This window comes from Ideonella sp. P3_A4, from assembly GCF_056403075.1.
The window spans coordinates 1-21,499 of sequence record NZ_JBFUGE010000016.1 but is presented as its reverse complement, the minus strand read 5'-3'; the positions used below and the strand labels follow the sequence as shown (position 1 = coordinate 21,499).

Annotated in this window: 17 protein-coding genes and 1 pseudogene; 13 read left to right on the top strand and 5 right to left on the bottom strand. The window is 69.3% G+C overall.

All coding sequences use genetic code 11. The annotated features are described in order from the left end of the window. Nucleotides 1-26 precede the first annotated feature (26 nt). The 3 genes from AC1DYI_RS03920 to AC1DYI_RS03910 form a co-directional block, all read right to left on the bottom strand. Complete coding sequence (locus tag AC1DYI_RS03920; RefSeq protein WP_477202761.1) at nt 27-1,211, bottom strand: choice-of-anchor tandem repeat GloVer-containing protein; 1,185 nt, start codon at nt 1,209-1,211, stop codon at nt 27-29. 152 nt (nt 1,212-1,363) lie between these two features. Further along, nucleotides 1,364-2,566 (bottom strand): choice-of-anchor tandem repeat GloVer-containing protein, encoded by a 1,203-nt coding sequence (locus tag AC1DYI_RS03915; protein ID WP_477202760.1) that lies wholly within the window; start codon nt 2,564-2,566, stop codon nt 1,364-1,366. A 123-nt stretch (nt 2,567-2,689) separates the two neighbouring features. Beyond that, complete coding sequence (locus AC1DYI_RS03910) at nt 2,690-3,943, bottom strand: FAD-dependent monooxygenase (RefSeq protein ID WP_477202759.1); 1,254 nt, start codon at nt 3,941-3,943, stop codon at nt 2,690-2,692. A gap of 82 nt (nt 3,944-4,025) precedes the next feature. On the opposite strand from AC1DYI_RS03910, the gene AC1DYI_RS03905 reads away from it, so the two are divergent. The 3 genes from AC1DYI_RS03905 to AC1DYI_RS03895 all read left to right on the top strand — a co-directional run bounded on the left by AC1DYI_RS03905 (nt 4,026) and on the right by AC1DYI_RS03895 (nt 7,185). After that, nucleotides 4,026-5,075 (top strand): SPFH domain-containing protein, encoded by a 1,050-nt coding sequence (locus AC1DYI_RS03905; protein WP_477202758.1) that lies wholly within the window; start codon nt 4,026-4,028, stop codon nt 5,073-5,075. Nucleotides 5,076-5,102: 27 nt separating this feature from the next. Then, nucleotides 5,103-6,797 (top strand): DUF4178 domain-containing protein, encoded by a 1,695-nt coding sequence (locus AC1DYI_RS03900; protein ID WP_477202757.1) that lies wholly within the window; start codon nt 5,103-5,105, stop codon nt 6,795-6,797. A 166-nt stretch (nt 6,798-6,963) separates the two neighbouring features. Then, nucleotides 6,964-7,185, top strand: coding sequence for a DUF350 domain-containing protein (locus AC1DYI_RS03895; RefSeq protein ID WP_477202775.1), 222 nt, complete (start codon nt 6,964-6,966; stop codon nt 7,183-7,185). A 102-nt stretch (nt 7,186-7,287) separates the two neighbouring features. On the opposite strand, the gene AC1DYI_RS03890 is transcribed toward AC1DYI_RS03895, so the two are convergent. After that, nucleotides 7,288-8,280, bottom strand: coding sequence for a phytanoyl-CoA dioxygenase family protein (locus AC1DYI_RS03890; RefSeq protein WP_477202756.1), 993 nt, complete (start codon nt 8,278-8,280; stop codon nt 7,288-7,290). Between the two features lie 28 nt (nt 8,281-8,308). Between AC1DYI_RS03890 and AC1DYI_RS03885 the strand changes: the two genes are divergently transcribed. From AC1DYI_RS03885 to AC1DYI_RS03870, 4 genes are all read left to right on the top strand, one after another. Further along, nucleotides 8,309-9,886, top strand: a complete 1,578-nt coding sequence (locus AC1DYI_RS03885) for a polyamine aminopropyltransferase (RefSeq protein ID WP_477202755.1) — start codon at nt 8,309-8,311, stop codon at nt 9,884-9,886. Nucleotides 9,887-9,912: 26 nt separating this feature from the next. After that, nucleotides 9,913-11,499: an FAD-dependent oxidoreductase gene (locus tag AC1DYI_RS03880; RefSeq protein ID WP_477202754.1), complete on the top strand. Its 1,587-nt coding sequence runs from the start codon at nt 9,913-9,915 to the stop codon at nt 11,497-11,499. 46 nt (nt 11,500-11,545) lie between these two features. Beyond that, nucleotides 11,546-12,724 carry a hypothetical protein gene (locus AC1DYI_RS03875; RefSeq protein WP_477202753.1) on the top strand — a complete coding sequence of 393 codons (1,179 nt, stop codon included), beginning with the start codon at nt 11,546-11,548 and terminating at the stop codon, nt 12,722-12,724. Nucleotides 12,725-12,838: 114 nt separating this feature from the next. Beyond that, on the top strand, nt 12,839-13,438 hold the full coding sequence (locus AC1DYI_RS03870; protein WP_477202752.1) for a DUF4337 domain-containing protein: 600 nt from the start codon (nt 12,839-12,841) through the stop codon (nt 13,436-13,438). 33 nt (nt 13,439-13,471) lie between these two features. Here AC1DYI_RS03870 and AC1DYI_RS03865 read toward each other — a convergent pair whose 3' ends face one another. Beyond that, nucleotides 13,472-15,037 (bottom strand): methyl-accepting chemotaxis protein, encoded by a 1,566-nt coding sequence (locus AC1DYI_RS03865; RefSeq protein ID WP_477202751.1) that lies wholly within the window; start codon nt 15,035-15,037, stop codon nt 13,472-13,474. A gap of 330 nt (nt 15,038-15,367) precedes the next feature. Between AC1DYI_RS03865 and AC1DYI_RS03860 the strand changes: the two genes are divergently transcribed. The 6 genes and pseudogenes from AC1DYI_RS03860 to AC1DYI_RS03835 all read left to right on the top strand — a co-directional run. Next, nucleotides 15,368-15,895, top strand: a complete 528-nt coding sequence (locus AC1DYI_RS03860; protein ID WP_477202750.1) for an O-acetyl-ADP-ribose deacetylase — start codon at nt 15,368-15,370, stop codon at nt 15,893-15,895. 12 nt (nt 15,896-15,907) lie between these two features. Further along, nucleotides 15,908-16,786 (top strand): GNAT family N-acetyltransferase, encoded by an 879-nt coding sequence (locus AC1DYI_RS03855; RefSeq protein WP_477202749.1) that lies wholly within the window; start codon nt 15,908-15,910, stop codon nt 16,784-16,786. 179 nt (nt 16,787-16,965) lie between these two features. Continuing rightward, nucleotides 16,966-17,733 (top strand): hypothetical protein, encoded by a 768-nt coding sequence (locus AC1DYI_RS03850; RefSeq protein ID WP_477202748.1) that lies wholly within the window; start codon nt 16,966-16,968, stop codon nt 17,731-17,733. After that, nucleotides 17,730-19,097, top strand: coding sequence for an outer membrane protein assembly factor BamB family protein (locus AC1DYI_RS03845; RefSeq protein ID WP_477202747.1), 1,368 nt, complete (start codon nt 17,730-17,732; stop codon nt 19,095-19,097). Before AC1DYI_RS03850 ends, AC1DYI_RS03845 begins: the two co-directional genes overlap by 4 nt. 282 nt (nt 19,098-19,379) lie before the next feature. After that, nucleotides 19,380-20,963 carry a M48 family metalloprotease gene (locus AC1DYI_RS03840; protein WP_477202746.1) on the top strand — a complete coding sequence of 528 codons (1,584 nt, stop codon included), beginning with the start codon at nt 19,380-19,382 and terminating at the stop codon, nt 20,961-20,963. 132 nt (nt 20,964-21,095) lie between these two features. Then, nucleotides 21,096-21,499 (top strand): annotated as a pseudogene (locus tag AC1DYI_RS03835) (hypothetical protein); the annotation flags it as partial.

Here is a 21,499-nt window from a genome sequence, read left to right as displayed (position 1 = left end):
CCGCAACACCTGCACCTGTCGGTGCGTTACTTCAGCACCAGGCGATAGATGGTGCCGTAGCCGAACTCACCGCCGTAGTGCGTGGTGCCGAAGAACTCACCGTCGCGGCCTTCGACCAGACCGGCGAAAGGCATGTAGCCGAGCTTCTTGGTTTCGTGCGGGAAAGAGAAGATCGTCGTCAGCTCTCCGGCGGTCGTCAGGCGGTAGACGGCGCCCGACTCGTGTTCGCCGCCGTAAATCGTGGTGCCGTAGAGGTTGCCGTCGCGCGCCAGCAGCAACTCACCCCTCGGATGCCGCGGATCGGCAAGCTCGCTGCCGAAGGCCTTGACGACACTCACCGTGCGGGTGTCGGGGTCGAAGCGGTAGAAGGCGCCATTGCCGTTTTCGCCGCCTTCGTAGGTGGTGCCATAGATGGCGCCGTCGGCCACCTGCACCAGACCGGAGTTGGGGTGCCAGCCGGGCAGCCCTGTCTCCTGGAACGAGTGCAAAAGCTCCCAGGTGCCGCCCGAGGTCCAACGGTAGATGGCCCCGCCGTTGGAGGCGCCGCCACGCTCGGTGACGCCATAGATGTGGCCGTCCTTCGCCTGCATCAGGGCCCACGTGTCTGCGCCACAGGCGTTGTTCGGCGCCAGCGTGAATTGATGCAGCACCGTGAACTCACCGGCGGGTGTCAGTCGGAACAGGCTGCCGCAGCTGCCGTTCTCGCCGTCGCTCGTGGTGCTGTAGAAAGCCCCATCGCTGGCTTGAAGGAACGGCGCCCAAGGGTTGCCACCCTCGGTCGTGGTGATGTCGAAGGTGTGCAGCAAGGTCACCTTGCCCCGCGGCGTCATGCGGTAGGCGGTGCCGCTCTTGAGGTCACCGCCCATGTAGGCGCCACCGTAGTACAGGCCATCGGCCGCCTGCACCAGCCCCTTGGCCTGCCATCCCAGATGGCGCTTGTCGAAGGCGTTGACGACCGTGAACTCGCCAGCCCGTGTGATCTTGAACGAGGTGAGGGCGCCGCCATGCACCAGGCCGTCCTTGCCCATGATGAGGCTGTGCCGCGGGTAGTGGCCGTCATGGCCGTCGAACGAATGCAGCAACTCGAACTTGGCCGCCAACGTGTCGGCGCCGGCCTCGGCCCGAACCGCGAACGGCGACGCGAACACGAGCGCCCAGGCACACCACGCCAGGCGGCGCGAAGGTCGAAACAGTGAGGCAGAAAAAGTCATGACGGTGTCTCCAGTTTTGTTTGGTGGCACTCTAACCCCCAAACTCACCGGAACACTGCCCATGACGTTACGAATCGTGCTCTCGCTGGCCACCTCGACTCGGAGTGCAAGCCCCCGGGGATCGACACCTTGCCGGCATTGACGCGATCGCTTCAGCGCAAGCGGATGCGGAAGATGCCACCGGCATCGTGCGCGCCGCCCTGGTAGGTGCTGCCGTACAACTCGCCGTCGTTTGTTTCGACCAGCCCGGCCCACGGCATGTGGCCGTCCGGCGCGGCCGGGTTGAACGAATGCAGGCGGCTGAATGTTCCGCCGGCGGCGATGCGGTAGACGATGCCGCCGTCGTGGCGTCCGCCGCGCTGGGTGACGCCGTAGAACTGGCCGTCGCGTGCCAGCAGCAGGTCGCCGGCCGGGTCGGCCCCGTCGCCGTGCCGGCCGGAGAACGCGTGCAGCACGGTGACCCCGCCGTCGCGGTCCAGGCGGTAGACGGTGCCTCGCCGGTACGCGCCGCCACCAGCAGTGACGCCGTAGAACTGCCCATCGGGCGCCTCGATCAATGCCGACGAAGGTGCCCGGCCGTCCGGCCCCTGGAACGAATGCAGGATCGACAAGCTGCCGTCGGTTCGCAACCGAAAGACCGTGCCCAGGCCATGCTCACCACCGCCTTGCGTACTGCCGTACAGGTCACCGTCGCGGGCCTGGATCAGGCCGGCCTGGCCGGGGCCCTGGCCATCGTGGCCGTCGTTGTCGAACGAGTGCAGCACCGTCAGCTGCCCTTGCGCCGTCAGCCTGAACACGCTGCCCCAGCCATGGCGGCCACCATAGCTGGTGGTGCCGTAGAAGTGGCCGTCGCTGGCCTGCAGCAGCGGCGCCTGCGGTGTCGAGCCATCCTGGCCGTCCTGGTGGAATGAGTGCAGCACCGTTACTTCGCCCTGCGGGGTCATTCGGTAGGCCGTGCCTTGCAAGAAACGACCACCGCGCGTCGTGACACCGTAGAAGTTGCCGTCTTGCGCGCGGGTCAGCCCCACCGGGCCCTCGCCGCCGCGGCGGCCGTCGAAGCTGTGCACCACGGCCAGATGGCCGTCTGGCGCGAGGCGAAAGGCCGTGCCGTCACCCTGGCCGATCGCGCCGCCGCCGAACGCGGTGCCGAGCAGTTGGCCGTCTCCCGCCGCGATCAACGCGGACTGGGACTTGAACCCGTCCGCGCCGGCGAAGCTGTGCACCAGCTGGTAGTCCGCCGCGACACGCGGAACATGCGCCGTTTCAGCGGCCTGGCCACCGAGCGGCGCTGCGGCAAGCAGCCCCATCCAGGCCAGTGCCCGCCAAGCCCGCTGCGGTTCGTGGAAGAGGCTCATGGCCCACCCCCTGTGAGACGTGGGCGGGGTCGGCACCTCGTCGGCCCGGCAGGCCCACAGCGCGCAACATAGGCGCTTGCGCCCGGCCCGTCAACGCGCGGTGATCTGCCGCGCGCCGCGGCTTCAGCGCCGGCCGAACATCATCTGCCGTGCCAGCGCCGATTTCACCGGCGGCAGCGCCTGCAAAGCCGCGATGCCCAGGCCGCGCACCGCCGCCATGCCGGGCAGCTGCCAGGTGAAGCTGCGGGCGAGGAAATCGGTCGCGGCGATCACGCTCCAGCGGTCGGGTGCGCGTGACCATTCGACGCGGCGCAGCGCGCTGTCCACGCTCTTGGCGTCACGCAGCGTCTGCACCAGCGTGAAGGCGTCGCGCAGGCCCAGGTTCAGGCCCTGGCCGGCGACCGGGTGCAGCGTCTGCGCGGCATTGCCGATGCGCACCTGACGGCCGTCGACCAGCGTGCGCTCGGCGTTCAGGCCGAGTGCGAATGACTTCAGCGGGCCGACCTCGCGCAGCACGCCCGCTGCCTCGGGCAGCAACGTGGCCAGCACTTTCATGCGTTGGTGGTCGTTCAGCGGCGCGACCGGGTCGTCGTCGCGCGGAACGCACCACACCAACGCCGCACGCCGGCGCGTCGGCGCATCGCCGGGCTCGGCTTTGAGCGGCAGCAGCGCCACCGGGCCATGGCGGGTAAAACGCTCGAACGCCATGCCGGGCGCGGCGCTGTTGTCCAGCTGCACATTGCCGACCCACGCCGTCTGCTCGTAGTCGTGGGTCAGGCTCTTGCGCGTCTGGTCGGCGAAGACACCACCTTCGGCGACCACCGCGAGGTCGAAGACCTCGGCGATGCCGGCGTCGATCTCGACCCGCTTGTCCGGCAAGGGCTTCAGCGCCGACACCGGCGTGCCGAGGCGGAAGTGGCAACGCGCCGGTGCGGCCGCACATTCGACCTCCCACGCCCGCTGCAGCGGCGCTACGACCTGGCCGTAGCGCAGCACCGCGCCGAGTTGCGGAACGCCCTCGTCGAACGCGTTGATGACCAACTCGGGCTTGATCGGCAGGCCGGTCAGCGTCGGCGGGGCCTGCGACACGTGAACCTGCGTGATGGCCTGGGCTTGATCGGCGGGCCACACGTCCAGCCGCTGCAGCAGTTGCACGCTGCCCAGGCTCAGCGCCAGCGTGCGCGGGTCCCTCGACACGTCTTGCCCGGCCGGGCGGGCGTCGAACAGCGTGATCTCCGCGGCAGGCCACAGCCGCGCGGCGAACAGCGCCAGCGTCAGCCCGACCGGGCCGGCGCCGATGACGGCCAGGCGCAACGGGACTGTCGCCAGCGCAGCGGTTTCATGAGGATGGTTGACAGCGGCGGTGTCGTTCGGCATGGCGTGGCCCGTTCAATCGACAAAGTGGCGCGTATTATTCGTCGCGTCGGCAGGTGCCGACCACACTTGGGGGATGGCTGCCATGGGCCTGATGGAYTTCATCAAGAAACAGTTCATCGACATTCTGGAATGGACCGAGAGTGGCGACGGCACGCTCGCCTGGCGCTACCCGATGGCGGGCAACGAAATCCAGTACGGCGGCTCGCTGACGGTGCGCGAAAGCCAGATGGCGGTGTTCGTCAACGAAGGCCGCGTGGCCGACGTCTTCGGCCCCGGCATGTACAAGCTGACGACGCAGACGCTGCCGGTGCTGACCTACCTGAAGAACTGGGACAAGCTGTTCCAGAGCCCGTTCAAGAGCGACGTCTACTTCTTCAGCACGCGGCAGCAGATCGACCAGCGCTGGGGCACCGCGCAGCCGGTGACCATCCGCGACAAGGACTTCGGCGCGGTGCGCCTGCGCGCCTTCGGCAACTACGCCTACCGCGTCGCCGACCCGAAGCTGTTCCACAACGAGATCTCGGGCACACGCGACCGCTACACCGTCGAGGACCTCGACGGTCAGCTGCGTGGCCTGATGCTGCAGCACATCAGCGACGCGGTCGCGGCCAGCGGCATCCCGTTCCTCGACCTGGCCGCGAACCAGATCGAGTTCGCCAAGCAGCTGAAAGAGGCGACCGAGCCGTCGTTCGCGGCGCTGGGCCTGAAGCTCGAAGGCGTGACGCTGCAAAGCGTGTCGCTGCCTGAAGAGCTGCAGAAGATCCTCGACCAGAAGATCGGCATGGGCATGGTCGGCAACAACATGGGCCAGTTCATGCAGTACCAGGCCGCGCAGGCGCTGCCGACGATGGCCCAAGGCGTGGGCCAGGGTGGTGGCGGCATTGCCGGCGACGCGATGGGCCTGGGCGCCGGCGTCGCGATGGGCCAGATGCTGGCCAACCAGATCAGCCAGGGCCTGAACAGTGGCGGGGCGCAGATGCCGCCGCCGGGGGCAGCCGCGGCGCCAGCGGCCATCCGCCCCGACGAGGTGATGGCCACGATCGAAAAGCTCGCCGACCTGAAGGGCAAGGGCATCCTGACCGAGGAAGAGTTCAATACCAAGAAGGCCGAGCTGCTGAAAAAGCTGGTCTGACGATCAGCCGCCCGCTGCCGCTGAATCTTGGCGACTGAACCTCCATCATCCGGCCCGCCGCCACGTGCGCAGCGGGCCTGGCGAGCCGCGTGCCCGGGCTGCGGCGCGCCGGTCGAGTTCGCCTCGGCCGCGTCGGCCAGTGCGGTCTGCAGCTTCTGCCGCTCGACCGTGCTGCGCGATGGCGACACGCTGCGCCGCATCGGCGTCAGTGCCGAGCTGTTCGATGACCATTCGCCGTTGCAGCTCGGTGTGCGCGGCAAGCACCAGGGCGTGTCGTTCACGGTCGTCGGGCGCCTGCAGTACGCCTATGCCGACGGCACCTGGAACGAATGGCATGTGCTGTTCGACGCCGCGGGCGCCGATGGCGTGCCGAAGTCTGGTTGGCTGAGTGAGGACAACGGCGCCTACGTGCTGGCCTTCGACCAGCCGGCGCCGCCCGACCTGCCGACGCCGCAGGAAATGCACGCCGGCCAGCGCCGGCTGATCGGCCCCAACGCGTGGAGCGTTGCGTCGGTCGTGCAGGCGAAGCTGCTGGCTGCCGAGGGCGAGCTGCCGCGGCCGCCGCTGCTGCAGGGCGAGTTCACGGTCGTCGACCTGCGCAACACCGTCGGCGAAGTCGGCACGCTGGACTACACCCACCCGACCGAGCCGACCTGGTCGGTCGGCCAGTCGGTGGCGTTGTCGACCTTGAGTCTGAGCGGCTTGCGCGAAACGAGCGAGAAGACGCTGCAGGGCCGCACCGTGCCGTGCCCAAGCTGCGGTGCATCGCTGGCGCCGACCTTGTCGACCACCCAGTCGATGAGCTGCCCACAGTGCCGGGCCGTCGTCGACCTGTCGACCACGGCGGGCGCCGTCGGCGTCGACCTGACCTACTACGCGCAAAACAACTCCGGCCCGGGTGGGCTCGCACCGCAGATCCCGCTCGGCCGCACGGCCAAGCTGGCGCTCGGCGACGGCGAGCCGATCGACTGGCAGGTCGTCGGCTACATGGAGCGCTGCGACCTGCCCAGCCCCGGCGACGACGAGGAAGAGCAGACTTTCTGGCGCGAATACCTGCTGTACAACCGCACGGCGGGTTTCGCTTTCCTCGTCGACGCAGAAGACGGCTGGAGCTGGGTCAAGCCGATGACCGGCGTGCCGCAGGTCAGCGCGCGCGGCGCGAACTGGAAAGACCAGTACTTCAAGCAACGCTACCGCTACCGCGCCAAGGTCACCTGGGTCCAGGGCGAGTTCTACTGGCGTGTGCGGCGCGACGAGGAAGCCGACGTCACCGACTACGACGGCCCACGCGGCGGCAAGATGTCGCGCGAAGAGACCTCGCAAGCGGCCGGTAAACCCGACGCCGAAGGCCGCTGGCCGACCGAGGTGGTGTGGTCGCTGGGCCAGGCGATCGACGCATCGGCAGTCGCCACCGCCTTTCGCATCGGCCCCGAAGACCGCGCCGCACTGTCACGCGACAGCAGCCCGCTGTCGGGTCTGACCAAGTCGACCAGCGGCGGCAGTGGCCTGAGCCAGGGCGTGATCATCCTGATCGTCGTCATCGCGGTGGTGGTGATGATGTCGCGCTGCAGCGACGACGACTGCGACGACACCAAGTCGACCTTCGGCGAGGCCAGCGCCGAGTACCAGCAATGCCTGCGCAACCAGCGCTCGTCGGGCGGGTTCCGCTCTGGCGGCGGCTCTTTCGGCGGCTTTTCCAGCGGTGGTGGTGGACATAAATGAAACCCCCACGCCCCCTTCCGGGGGCTGCCCCCCGAGGGGGCTCGCGCAGCGGACCGGCCAAGCCGGATCCGCGCACGCCACTTGATGGGCGGCGGCGCTGCGCGCGCCTAATCGGGAGTCTCGCGGCAGACGTCATTCACATGCGTGAAGGAAAGGAATCAACATGATGGGAATCGAGTGGCTGAAGCCCGAGGTGTTTTTCGGCTCGTTGCTGTTCGCCCTGCTGGGCGTGGCGATCTTCTGGATCTGCTTCGTCATCGTCGACAAGATCACGCCCTACGACTTGTGGGGCGAGATCTGCGAGAAGAAGAACACCGCGCTGGCGATCGTCGTCGGCTCGACCGCGATCGCGATCGGCTTGATCGTGGCCGCGGCGATTCACGGCTGACGGGTGCGTGGCTCGTCGTGTCCTGAGAAACGAAGGGCCGTTCCCGAGTTTCTCAGTCCCCCGCGGGGGGCGGGCCGAGCGTGCTCGGACCTGGGGGTGCGTTCAGTAAGCGCCGTGGCGCGCGTCGTCGCAGGCCGCGTCCTGCGGCCGCCAGTGCGGCAGCACGTCGGGCGGCATCGACCCGCGGGCATGCCACGGGTCGGCATGGAGAGACCATCCGTTGAAGTGGCTCCCCAGGCGCTGCGCCAGGTGGGTCAGCGGCCCGGCCGGCGCGCCCTGGTGCTTGTGGCCGCCGGCCCACAGCTCGACCCGCATCGTCGGCCGCTTGGCCTGCGCGCGTTTGTGAAAGCCGAAGGTATCGGCCACGATCAAGGTGTTGGCCGGCACCACCAGCCGGGTGGGGTGACCCAGGCCCATCGAACCCAGCTCGTTCTTGTCGACCCGGTACAGCCCGTTGGACGCCGCGGGCCGGCCGCGCTCGGCCGCCTCTTCGGCGTGCTGCGATTCCCAGTCCAGCCGCGCGGGCGTCAAGCGGTGCGAGCCCGGCACGTAGCAAAGCGGCGCCTCGTCGTCGCCGACGTCGTTCAGAAAGAACCAGGCCTTCATCAACGGCCGGTGGCTGTCGGCATGCAGCATGGTCTGCGGATCGCGCGCCATCGGGCGGGTGTGGGTGACCATCGTCTGCACATAGGCTTCGGGCGCATGGTCGGCCGCCGCGACGTAACGCGTCAGCCCGTTCCACAGGCGCCCCTGCAGCAGTGCAGCCAACGCCGGTGCGGCCCGCAGAAGGGCTGGCCCGATCGCGATGTGGCGTGTCACGGTGTCGCCCTGCAGCATCTCGTGGGCCGGCGCGCGCTGGTGCAGCACCTGCTGGCACAAGGCCTCGAACTGCTCGTCAGGCAGCACATGGCGCTTGACCAGGAAGCCGTTGYGTTCGAAGGTGGCGGCGTCGACACCGTCGAGCCAATGCGCCAGTTGGGCGCGTCGTTGCGCGACACGGGCGTGCGCATGCTGCAGCCGCCAGCGGAACAGCGCGCCGTGCAGTCGAGCCCACGGATGTTCCGCCGCGGGGGAGTGGCTGAGCCGCTGCGCCATGGGCCGACGCTAACCCTCGAACCGCCGCATGCCAACCCCCTCGATTGAATCGTCCCCTGCGCCAGCACGGGTAGCGCCGGCCGAAACGCTGCTGCTGGCTTCGGTGTTCGTCATCGCCGCCTGTGGGCTGGTCTACGAGCTGGCGGCGGGTGCGCTGGCCAGCTACCTGCTCGGCGACTCGGTGCTGCAGTTCTCGACAGTCATCGGCTGCTACCTGGCGGCAATGGGCCTGGGCTCATGGTTGTCGCGCTTCATCGAGCGCCAGCTGGTCGCGCAGTTCCTGCGCATCGAGCTGCTGGTTGGCCTGGCGGGCGGCCTGATGCCGGCGGGGCTGTTCGCCGCGCATGCCAGCCTGCCGGCGGCCAACATGGGGCCGTTCCGCGTGCTGATGTACGGCGGCGTCGGGCTGGTCGGCACGCTGGTCGGGCTGGAAATCCCGCTGGTGATGCGGATCCTGAAGCGTCAGTTCAGCCAGCGCTACGGGCTGAAGGACCTGGTCGCGCAGGTGCTGACCTTCGACTACCTCGGTGCGCTGGTGGTTGCAGTGGCCTTTCCGCTGCTGCTGGTGCCGCACCTCGGTCTCGTGCGCACGGGGTTGTTCTTCGGCCTGTTGAACGCGGCGGTCGCGGCGTGGGCGCTGTGGATGTTCCGCAGCGAGCTGCCGCGTTTTCGCAGCCACGCGTTCGCTTGCGTGGCGGTGGTGCTGGTGCTAGCCGGCGCGTTCACCCAGTCCGAACGACTGACGACCTGGGCCGAGGAGCGCTTCTATGGCGAGGCGGTGCTGTTCCGCGAGACCAGCGCCTACCAGCGCATCGTCGTCAGCCGCGGCTCGGGCGGCGTGCGGCTGTTCCTCAACGGCAACCTGCAGTTCCATTCGAAAGACGAGTACCGCTACCACGAGGCCCTGGTGCACCCGGCGATGGCTGCGCATGGCGCGCCCAAGCGCGTGCTGGTGCTGGGCGGTGGCGACGGCATGGCGGTGCGCGAGGCGCTGAAGTACCCGAGCGTCGAGCAGGTGACGCTGGTCGAGCTGGACCCGCGCATGACCACGCTGTTCAGCCAACAGCCGTTGCTGACCGCGCTGAACCAGCAGTCGCTGACGAACCCGAAGGTGAAGGTCGTCAATGCCGACGCCTTCGGCTGGCTCGAGCAGCACCCCGACGAGATGTTCGACGTCATCGTCATCGACTTTCCCGACCCCAGCAACTTCGCAATCGGCAAGCTCTACACGACCAGCTTCTATGCGCTGATCGACCAGCACCTGTCAGCGAGCGGCTACGCGGTGATCCAGACCACCTCGCCGCTGATCGCGCGCAAAAGTTTCTGGACAGTTGCGGCGACTGTCGAGGCGGTCGGCCTGCAGACCATGCCGTACCACGCCCATGTGCCGAGCTTCGGCGAATGGGGCTTCATCATCGCCAGCCGCCGCCCTTGGCACCGACCGGCCGCGCTGCCCGCCGGCCTGCGCTTTCTGACGCTGCCGGGGCTGGACGCGCTGCTGGACTTTCCGCCCGACATGGCGCGCGTGCCGGCCGAGCCGAACCGCCTGTCCAACCAGGTGCTCGTGCACACCTTCGAAGAGGAATGGGGCAAGGTGCACCTGTGACGCCCACCGGACCTCGGCGCCGTGYGGTGCTGCGAGCGGCCGGCGCGGCACCCACCGCCTGGCTGGTGGGCTGCCAACGCGAGCGTGCCCTGGCCGACATCCCGGCGCGCTGGGTCGGTGCCGGCCATGAACGCGGCCACCACCTGCGTGAACTGACGGCCAAGTCCGGCAGCCTGCCCACGCCGGTGAGCCAGCACCGCGCCGGCGCGCTCGTGCTGGGCGGCGGCATCGCTGGGTTGTCGGCGCTGCGTGCGCTGGTGAAGGCCGGCGTGGTCGACGCCCAGTTGCTGGAGCTGGAAGACGACGCCGGCGGTAACAGCCGCGGCCATACGATGGGGAGCTTCAGTTGCCCGCTCGGTGCGCACTACCTGCCGGTGCCGGGCCCCGAGGCGCGCGAGGTCAGCGACTGGCTGCACGAGATCGGCCTGCTGCGGCTGGACCCGGTTCGACATGTCAGCGTGCCAGACGAGCGGCATCTGTGCCACAGCCCGCAGGAGCGCCTGTTCATCGACGGCGCCTGGCAAGACGGCCTGCTCGCCAGCGCGGAAGGGCACCCCAACACGCTCGCGCAGTACCGCCGTTTCAGCGCCCGCGTCGCCACGCTGCAGCGTGAACTCGGCTTCGCGCTGCCGACGCAACGGGCGCCGTGGACCGCAGGGCACGCCGCGCTCGATGCCCAGACCTTTGCCGCCTGGCTGCAGGCCGAGGGCTTGCAAGACGAGCGGCTGCTGGCCTACCTGGACTACGCCTGCCGCGACGACTATGGCGCCGGCCTCGGCACGGTGTCGGCCTGGGCCGGCATCCACTACTTCGCCAGCCGGCACGGCTTTCGTGCGCCTGGCGACGACGAGCCGGCGGGTGACGRCGGTCTGTTCACCTGGCCCGAAGGCAACGCCTGGCTGATGCGTCGGCTGGCCACGCCGAACGCCGAGCGCATCCACACCGGCCGCACCGTGCTGCGGGTCGAAGAGGGCCGCCACGAGGTCAGCGTGCTGGTGTGGAACGAGGCTCAGAAGCAAGCCGAAGCCTGGACCACCCCGCGCGCCATCGTCGCGCTGCCGCTGTTCATCGCTGCGCGGGTGGTGGCCAACCCGCCATCGGCGTTGACTGAGTCCGCGTCACGTTCCCGTTATGCCCCCTGGCTGGTCAGCAACCTGCAGCTGGATGCGCCGCTGCTCGACCGCCCCGGCACACCACCGAGCTGGGACAACCTGGCCTACGCCCCGGCCGGGTCCACCACTGCGCTGGGTTATGTCGACGCCAGCCACCAGTCGTTGAACCCGGTGCGCGGCGCGACAGTGCTGACCGTCTACCACGCGCTGCCCGAAAGCCAACGCGGCGCGCTGCTGAACGACAGCGCCAGCACCTGGGTCCAGCGCGTGATCGCCGACCTGGCGCGAACGCTGCACCCCGACCTGCCGCGCCGCGTGAGCCAAGCCGACCTGATGCGCTATGGCCACGGCATGCGCATCCCGGTGCCCGGCGCGCGCAGCGACCCCGCGCTCACCGCACTGCGACAAACCACCGGTCGGCTGCGTTTTGCGCATGCCGACCTGTCGGCCTACTCGGTGTTCGAGGAGGCGTTCACGCTCGGCATCAACGCCGGGTCGTAGGCGCCGCCGACAATCCTGGCTCTTCGTTTTTTCTTCGAGCATCACGATGGTGTTTCTCGTTTTCTTGTTCGTGCTGGTCGGCGTCAATATCTGGATGACGCAGCGCGTCCTGGACGCCGGCCCGACGCTCGACCACAAAGGCCTGTTCGTGGCCACCATCTGGATCGTGCCGTTGATGGGCGCGTTCATGGCCCGCAACCACCTGCGAGACCGAGCCCCGCTGATCGATTCCGAAATGCCGCCGCCGCCCGAGGCCCCGCCCGCACCGGCTGTCGTCTCCGCCGCGGGGCAACCCGTGCTGGCACTGGACACCTGCTTGCGCAACGCCAACGGCTGGCCGGTCTTCGACTGGGGTGTGGTCAACGATTGGTTGGCCACGATCAGCGACGAAGAGCAACGCCAGCGCGCCCGGGCCGACTGCCACCGGGCCTGGCTGATGCACTTGCGCGACGCGATCGGGCCCTACGCGACGCTGCACGAGACCGACGACGCCTTCGTGCTGTCCACGCTGGAACCCGGCGTGATCAAGGCCACCTCCGACTTCGTGGCGCGCAGCAGCAGCCGCATCGACAAACTGCTCGGCCCCTTGGCCGCGCCGCGTGCCGACCACAAGAGCATCCTGGTCGTCTTTGACGACGAGGCCGACTACTACCCCTACACGGCAGCCTACGACCCGGACGAAGGCGAGTCTGCCTTCAGCGGCGGCATGTTCATCGATGCCGGCTGCCCGCACTTCGTGACCTGCCGTGCCGACCTGTCGCACATCGAGCCGGTGATCGTGCATGAACTGACGCACGCTGCGCTGTCGCACCTGAAGCTGCCGCTGTGGCTCGACGAAGGCATCGCCGTCAATACCGAGCACCGTTTGACGGGCATGCGCCGCTCCGAGCTGACCCCCCAACAGATGCACCGCCTGCACCAGGACTTCTGGGGTGAGACCGAGATCCAGCAGTTCTGGACCGGCACCTCGTTCCGGCGGCCGGACGACGGCAACAAGCTGTCCTACGACCTGGCGCGGATCATCGTCGAGCAGCTGGGCAAGACCTGGGAGCCGTTCACGGCATTTGTGGCCCGCGCCCAGCGCAGCGATGCCGGCGCCCAGGCCGCGCGCGACGCAATGGACATCGACCTCGGCGCGCTGGTCTGTGCGCTGCTGCAACGCGACCCGAGCGACGCCTGGTCGCCCAGGCTCGAAACCACGCGAGCAACCTTCACCGTCGAATGACCCCCACGGTGATCCTCGGTTTCCATGCGCAGCGCGCCGAGGCGGCAGCAACAATTCCGGCACCATGGCCCGTTAGCATGCGCGCCGACCAACCGACACTTCGAAGCCCTGCCGATGGACACGGACCCCAAAGAACTGGTGGAACAAGCGGTGGATGCCGCTGAACGCAGCACCCGCCTGAACGCCACCGTCGCCATCACCGTGGCGGTGCTGGCCACCTTCATGGGCATTTGCAAGGTCAAGGACGACAACCTGGTCCAGGCCATGCAACAGGCGCAGGCCGACAAGCTCGACCACTGGTCCTTCTACCAGGCGCGCAACCTGCGGCAGGAGATCGCCGAAGCGACCACGGTGCAGCTGGAGCTGGCCCGCCCGGCAGCCGCGAGCGCGTCGCAGGCCGCCGCCTACGACCAGGCGATCGAGCACTATCGCCAGCTCGGCGTGGACCAGGCGCGCAAGAAAGACGCGCTGAAGGCCCAGGCCGAGGACGATCAGCGCCGCTATGACGCGCTGAACTACCGCGACGACCAGTTCGACCTGTGCGATGCGCTGGCGGCGATCGCGATCGCGATGCTGGCGGTCACCGCGCTGACACAGCTGTGGGCGCTGTACTGGGTCGCGCTGGTGCCCACCGGCTTTGGCGTGCTGATGGGCCTGGCCGGGCTGACCGGCTGGGCGCTGCACCCCGAGGCGCTGGTGCGGCTGCTGTCCTGAGTCGACGCCGCGGCGGCCGCGGCGCCGTCAGTGTCAGCGCGCGGAGATCTCAGCCTTGAGCTTGAACTGCCGCACGATCTCGGCCAGCCGGGCCGCCTGTTCGCGCAGGCTCTCGGAAGCCGCAGCACTTTCTTCGACCAGCGACGCGTTCTGCTGCGTCACCTGATCGAGCTGGGCCACGGCGTGGCCGACCTGGCCGATGCCGGTGCTTTGCTCGGCCGCGCTGTGCGAGATCTCGCGGATCAGCGTGCCCACGCGCTCGACCTGCGACACGATGCTGTTCATCGCGTCGCCAGCGGCGTCGACCTGGCGCGCACCGGTGTCGACCCGTTCGACGCTTCTGCCGATCAGGGTCTTGATCTCCTTGGCCGCATTGGCCGAGCGCTGGGCGAGTGAACGGACCTCGCTGGCCACCACCGCGAAGCCGCGGCCTTGCTCGCCGGCGCGGGCCGCTTCGACAGCCGCGTTCAGCGCAAGGATGTTGGTCTGGAAGGCGATGCCGTCGATCACGCCGATGATGTCGCCGATGCGCTTGGACGAGTCGGCGATCTCCTGCATCGTCGAGACGACCCGCGCCACCGCCTCGCCGCCGTGGCGCGCGGCCTGCACCGTCGCATCGGCCAGTTCGTTGGCTTCGCGCGCCGTTTCGGCACTGGTGCGCACGGTGCCGGCCAGTTGCTCCATCGACGCCGCGGTCTGCTGCAGGTTGCTGGCCTGCTCTTCAGTGCGCTGGCTCAGGTCAGCATTGCCGGTCGCGATCTGGCTCGAACCCGTCGCGATGCTGTCGCTGCTCTGGCGCACCTGCGACACCACATCGGCCAGGCCGTCGTTCATCGTCTTCATCGCCCGCATCAGCTCGGCCACCTCGTCGTCGCCCTGGGCCGCAATGCGTGAGCCCAGGTCACCGGCCGCCACGGTGCGCGCCACCGCCACCGCCTCGCCGATCGGGCGGACGATCGAGCGCGTCACGGCCCAGCCCACAGCCACGCCGACAGCGGCGCCCAGCGCGGCCAGGGCGAGCAGCCACAGGCTGTCGACCGAGGTCGCATGGTCGATCGCCTGGGCCGTTGCGTGCATGTCGGCCTGCTGCTGCTTGACCAGCGCGTCGACCGCCTTGAAGTACGCACCCTGCACCGGCCGCACCTCTTTCAGCAGCGCGGAGATCGCCGAAGGGTCGTCGCCCGCCAAGCCCAGGCCGATGGCCTTGTCCATCGCGCTGGCATAAGGGCCGGCCGCTGCGTTGACCGCCTTCAGCAGGCTTTCGCCCTCGGGGGTTGTGATCGAGGCGTCGAGCTGGGTGAACAGCGTGTCGATGGTCTTGCGGCTCTCGTCGATGCGCTGCTTCTCGGCCTTCTTGCCGGCCTCATCCGAGATCAGGATGATGTTGCGCGCCCCGCGCGCGACCACATTGAGGTTGTCCTTGATGTCGGCCAGCAGGACGACCGTGGCGATGCGCTCGTCGGTCAGGCTCTTGACCTGCGCATTGATGCCGGCGAACTCATAGCGGGCAAACAAGGCCATGGCCACGGTCACCGCGATGGTGACCGTGAAGCCCAGGCCGAGGCGGGAACCGATTTTCAGGTTGGCGAGAAATGACATGACAGCGTGCTCGTTTGTTGGAGTGGACAGGTCTGCGCATGGCAGATGGCAGCAGTCAAAGTTTCGGCAGACCGCTGGCCACCGAAAGCACGAAGTGGTGTGGGAATGTTGAGCAATTCCGCTCGCGCGGCAGCGCGTGCCGTTCATGTCGCGCGCTAGCGTTGGTCAGCGCATAAGCAAGACCTTGGAACCAAACCAAAACGCGTTTGAAGTTGTCATGACGAGTTCGCCGTCGCGATCGGCCATCAGCCCGTCGGGCATCACCATTGAGCCTGTTTCGGCCAGCGCCCTCGGTGGCCAGGCTCGGGCCGACAGCGGGATACTTGCCGCATGACTGCCACGCTGACCGCTCTGCGCGCCGACATCACCCAACTCGACGTCGACGCCATCGTCAACGCCGCCAACAGCTCGCTGCTCGGTGGTGGCGGGGTCGATGGCGCGATCCACCGCGCGGCCGGGCCGGAGCTGGTCGCCGCCTGCCGGCTGCTGGGCGGCTGCAAGACCGGCGAGGCCAAGCTGACGCCGGGCTTCCGGTTGCCCGCGCGCTGGGTCGTGCACACCGTCGGGCCGGTCTGGCGCGGTGGCTTGCAGGGCGAGCCGGAGTTGCTGGCTGCCTGTTACCGCCACTCGCTTCTGCAGGCAGCGGCGAAGGGTGCACGCAGCATCGCTTTCCCCTGCATCAGCACCGGCATCTACGGCTATCCGCTGGAGCAGGCGGCGCGCGTCGCCGTGGCCACCGTGCGCAGCAGCCTGGCCGAGCCTTCTTTCGCGGACATCGCCGAGGTGCTGTTCTGCTGCTTCTCCGAAACCGACCTGATGGTCTACCAGCGTGTGTTGGCAGACGACGGTGCACGCTGACACTCTCCACATATGCCTAACGACACCACTGCGCTCACCCTCGTTCCCGCGACCGAACTGGCGCCCGCCGACTGGCACGCTGCCTTCACCGCGGCGTTTGCCGACTACCTGATCGGCCCGTTCAACCTGACGCTGGCCCAGTGGCCGGGTTTTCTGGCCCGCCAGGGCATCGACCTGGCGCTCAGCCGCGCGGCGGTGGTCGACGGTGTGCTGGTGGCGTTTGCGCTCGTCGCGCCCCGGTGGGAGCGCGGCCGCTGGCGGCTGGGCACGATGGGGGCACTGCCCGCGGCACGCGGCACCGGTGCAGCACCGGCACTGCTGGACGATTTCATCGCCCGCGCCCGTGAAGCCAATGTCGGCACCTTGGAGCTGGAGGTCTTTGCCGCCAATGAAAGGGCGCTGCGCCTGTACCAAGGCCGTGGCTTCGAGATCGCCCACCCGCTGCGCGGTTACGAGCACGCGCCAGGCCCCGCCGCGGCCGCGGCCCCCTCACTGCGGCCGGTGACGCTGGACGACGCCTGGCAGTGGCTCGACGCGGTCGACGCGCGCATCGCCGATTTGCCGCTGCAGGTGACGCCGCGGGTGCTGCGGGTCGCCGCAGCACCCGCGGCGCCTGCCGACGCACCGCTGCAGGCCTGGCGCCACGGTGAAGCCCAGCTGGTGTTCAGCGAACAGCCGGCGCTGCGGGTGGTGGCCATCAACAGCCTGGTCGACCCGGACCCAGCCCAGACGGATGCGCAAGCGTTGGCGCAGGCGTTGGTCGCGCAGTACCCGGGCCACACGCTGCGAGTACCGGCGCTGCAGCGGCCTGACCTGGGCGGTGACGCGTTGCAGCGTGTCGGCTTCGAGCGGCAACCGCTGCACCAATGGCTGATGCGCCGCGCGCTTTGAACGCCTCCATCGCACTGAAGCGCTGAAGCGCCGCTGGGCGGATTCGCCCGCCAGCGGGCCGTCTTCGCACCGAGGCTTGCCGGCTTCGTCGCATCGGCACGGACGCCGCATGCTGGCTTGCCTACGCTGCGCGCCATGCCCTCATCGTATCGAGGGGTGCCCGCCGCAGGAGGCCGTCGATGTCGCTCAACCCCGTTGCGCCCTGGATCGCCTTGTCGTTGCTGATCGCGTCGCTCGGCAGTCCAGCCGCAGCCGCCACGCCGTCCGGTCGCTGGGAAGGCGAAGCACGCATCCCCGRCGCGCCGCAGCGGATCGTGCTGGACCTCGCCCCCAGCCCGGCGGGCGAGTGGGCCGGTTCATTGACGCTGCCGGGCCGCGGTGTCAAAGGGGCGCCGCTGGACGCACTGACGGTCGGCGCCGACGGCAGCGTGCAGGCCGATGCGGCCAGCGCGTTCGGCGGCCCACCAAGCGAGTTGCCCACCCAGCTGGCGGTGCGCATGCTGCCCGACGGTCGGCTCGAAGGAGAGCTTCGCCAAGGTGGTCACGCGGCTGCACTGGCCTTGCGCCGCAGCGGCGACGCGCAGGTCGATGCACCACCGGCCCGCACCGCGCTGCCCGCGGCACTGGCCGGCACGTGGCGAGGACGTTACGAGTTAAGCGGCTACCCCCGTGACGTGACGCTGACGCTGCAGACCACCACCAGCCCGAGCGCCAACGCCGGCGAGCTGTTGATCGTCGGCAAGCGCCGCTCGCAGCTGGTGATCGACCGCGTCAACGCCAGCGAACGCTTCGTCACGCTGGAGGCCAGCGCCGCTGGCATCAAGCTCGAAGGGCGGTGGGACGCGACAACCGGCGCCTTCGAGGGCAGCTTCTTCCAGGGCCCGTTCGAGGTGCCGCTGAAGCTGCAGCGCGACGCGACCAGCGCTCGCAGCGGGAGCGGTTCATGATGCGCGCCGCCGTTCATCTGCATCGCCCATCGTCGGCCACCACGGTGCTGGCGGTCGCGCTGGTGGCGCTGCTCGCTGCGGGCTTGACCATCGCTTGCGGTCCGGCTGTGGCGCAGGCCAGCTTCCGCGGGGATGCTGCCCACACAGGGGTGCAGACAAGTGCCGCGCCACGCACGCTGCCGCGAATCAAATGGACGTTTCCGACCGGCGACCGCATCACCTCGTCGCCCAGCTACGCCAACGGCATCGTCTATGTCGGCAGCGACGATGGCCAGCTGTATGCGATCGACGCGACCACCGGCCGCCAGCGCTGGATGCACCGCACCGGCGGGCCGGTCGCGTCGAGCCCGGCGGTCGGCGGCGGCCGCGTCTACGTGGTCAGCTACGACGGCCGCCTGCACGCGCTCGACGCCGCCACCGGCGCCGTGCAGTGGAAGTTCGCGACCCAGGGCGAACGCCGCTTCGAGGCCAAGGGCCTGCACGGCATGCAGCCGCGCACCCAGACCTTTGCCGACCCGTTCGACGTCTACCTGTCGAGCCCGGTGCTGGCTGAGGATCTGGTGATCTTCGGCAGCGGCGATGGCCAGGTCTACGCGGTCGACGCCGCCACCGGCGCGCAACGCTGGGCCTTCAAGACCGGTGACGTGGTGCACGCGGCGCCGGCCTATGCCGAAGGCCGCGTCTTCGTCGGCAGCTGGGACGGCCGGTTCTATGCGCTCGACGCGAAGACCGGCCGCGAGCTGTGGCACGCCCAGGGCGGCGTCGACACGCTGATGGCCAACCAGCAGGGCTTCCAGTCCTCACCCGCGGTGGCCAATGGCATGGTCTACACCGGCAGCCGCGACGCCAACCTCTACGCCTTCGATGCCCGCAGCGGGCAAGAGAAATGGCGCTTCCCGACCGGCGCGAGCTGGGTCATCACGTCGCCGGCGGTTCATGCGGGCCGGGTCTATTTCGCGACCTCCGACACCAGCCTCGTGCATGCGGTGGATGCGGCCACCGGCCAGCCGGTGTGGCAGCAGCAGGCGCCGGCTTACCTGTTCGCGTCACCCAGCCTGGCCGGTGATGTGCTGCTGCAAGGCGCGCTCAACGGCAGCCTGCAGGCCCGCGACCTGGCCAGCGGCGAGCTGCTGTGGGACTTTCAGACCGAGGGCTCACAGGCGAACCTCGGCTGGGCGCTGACCAGCCAGCGCAAGCTCAACGCGGCCATGCTGTTCCCGACCAGCTGGCACGATGCGATGGCGATCGGCACGGCGCGCCAGTTCGGCCTCGGCTCATTCCTGTCGACGCCGCTGGTGGTCGACGGCGTCATTTATGTCGGCGGCACCGACGGGCGCCTGTACGCGTTGGCCAATCAGGGCTGAACCGGCCCTTGCGGCGGGTTGCGCAGGCGCCCGCGCGCTGACACAGCCCTGACATCCCACCCCGGGGAACTGGGGGTCTGCGCGGTGCGTGCGGCGGTGAACAATCATGCCGATACTTGCCACCGGGTCAGGGCGTCACCGCGCTGCGTGCCCGCGAACAAAAAGAGGGGACAAACTCATGCCGCTCAGGGACTTCGGCGCCCGTTCGAGGATGCCTGCACCGGGCCGCCCGGCAATTTCACATCTGCATGTCCTGGCCCTGTCAATGCGGATCGGGACGCGATGGACAAGCACACGCTGAGCGTCGGTCAGGAAGTTGGTCGAGAAGAGGCACCAGCCCTGTGGCAGGTGCTCGACACACTCGCCGACCAGCTGCACATGCCGCGGCTGGAGCGCGTGGTGCTGATCGCCGAGCCCGGCGCGGCCGCGGTCGAACACCAGCACCCCACCCGTCCGTGGCGGCGCCACCGCACGCTGGCGCTGGGGCTGCCTTTGCTGGCCGGCCTGTCGGCAGCGCAGATGCAGGCGGTGGTCGCGCACGAGATGGTCCACTTCTCGCGCCATTTCGGCTGGTTCGGCTACTGGCTGTGCTGGCTGCAACAGGCCTGGCGACACCTCTGGCGACGTCCCGAGCTGGACCCAGGTGGCTGGCGCGCCAACCCCGGCGGTGCACGCTGGTTCGGCCCCTTGCTCGACCGACCGACTGCCAACGCCGCGGCCCGGGCCGAGTACGAAGCCGACGCCTGGGCAGCCCAGGTCACCTCGGCCCAGGCGCTGGGCGAGGCACTGCTGCGGCTCGCGGTCGCCTCGTCGAAACCAACCCCGACCTTTGGTGACGGCCCGTTGCCGGAAGCCCCGTGGCGCYGCGCCGCGCCGGGCTTGGGGGCGGCCATCGAAGCCACCGAGCTGGCCCAGGCGCTGCAGGCCGACGCCGCCCGCCACACCCACGCCAGCCGGTCGCACCCATCGGCCGCCGCGAGGCTGCAGGCCCTGGGTTGGGACGCGCCCGCAGCATTGCCTGCGGTGCCGGCCCACGCCGCGGCCGGCCCCCGCTGGTGGAGCACCGAGGCCTGGGCCCGCCGGTTGCGCAGCGAACGGCAGCGCTGGCAGGCCGCCAACGCCCGCGCCTGGCGCGCCGAGGCCTGCTGGCGCGAAGCCTGTACCGCCGAATGGAATCAGCCCAACGCCACCGAGACGGATCACCGTCTGGAATGCGCCCACGCGCTGGGCCATGTGCTGCCCCCGCCGTCTGACAACGCCGCCACCCCAGACGCCGTACCCCCGCTGCAGGCCTACTGGCGCGGCGTGGCCTGGCAAGGGCACGACGCTGCCGAGGCCACGCTGTGGCTGCAGGCCTCGGCCCGCCATTGCGCCGGGCTGGAGGCGCCGGCCTGCCTGCGGCTGCTGGAGCCGATGCCCGGCCGAGCGCCGCTGAGCGCGCAGGTCCGTGAGTCGCTGGCCGATGCGCGGCAACGCCGCAACGAAGCGCGCCAGCAGGCCGACACCCACGGCTGGACCGCCGCCGCCGCTGTCGAGGCCGAGCCTTGGCGCGCACGCGCACTGCGCCGCGCACTGGCCGACGATCATGCGGTGTTGCAGGCGTTGTGGCTGCAGCAGGATGTCGATGCACCGGGCAAGCGCCGCTACCGCATCGTCACGCTGCTGCTGCAGATCGACCCGGCCTGCGGGCTGGACGAGGCCGAGTGGGCCCAGGCCTACAGCCCCTTGCTGGCCCGCGTGATCACGCCGGCCGGTGTCGGCCAGCTGTATTGCCAGTCGGCCGACGCGCCCTGGCCCGAAGCCTTGCAGCGCCTGGTCCGCGAGCAGCCGGCGCTGCGGCTCAAGACCGCGGCCGCGCCGGGCTGATCCCGGTCCGACGTCGACGGATTCCTCCACAAACTTGGGGGGACGGCCGGGCTTGCCCCCGGCCGCGTGGCGCCGACAATACGGCCCCTGCAGCGCGCCGCAGTCGCGCCACCATCTGGGGAGGGATTTCACATGCCGTTCGTCGGCCTCGGTCTTCATATTCTGGTCGCGATCTTCTTCGCGATCCACGTCGTGCGCAGCGGTCAGCAGATGTACTGGCTGATCATCCTGTTCTCGTTCCCGCTGCTCGGCAGCATCGTCTACTTCGTGGCGATCTACCTGCCGAACTCGCGGCTCGAGCGCGGTGCCCGCAAGGCAGTGTCCATCGCCGCCAAGGCGCTGGACCCGACACGCGAGCTGCGCGAAGCCCGCGCCGCGTTTGACTACACACCCACCGCGCAGAACCAGATGCGCTTGGCTGCAGCGTTGCTGGACGCCGGCCAAGCCGAGGAATCTGCGACCAACTACGAGGCCTGCCTGAAAGGCCCGTTCGCGAGTGACCTGGACATCCGCTGGGGCGCCGCGCAGGCCTGGCT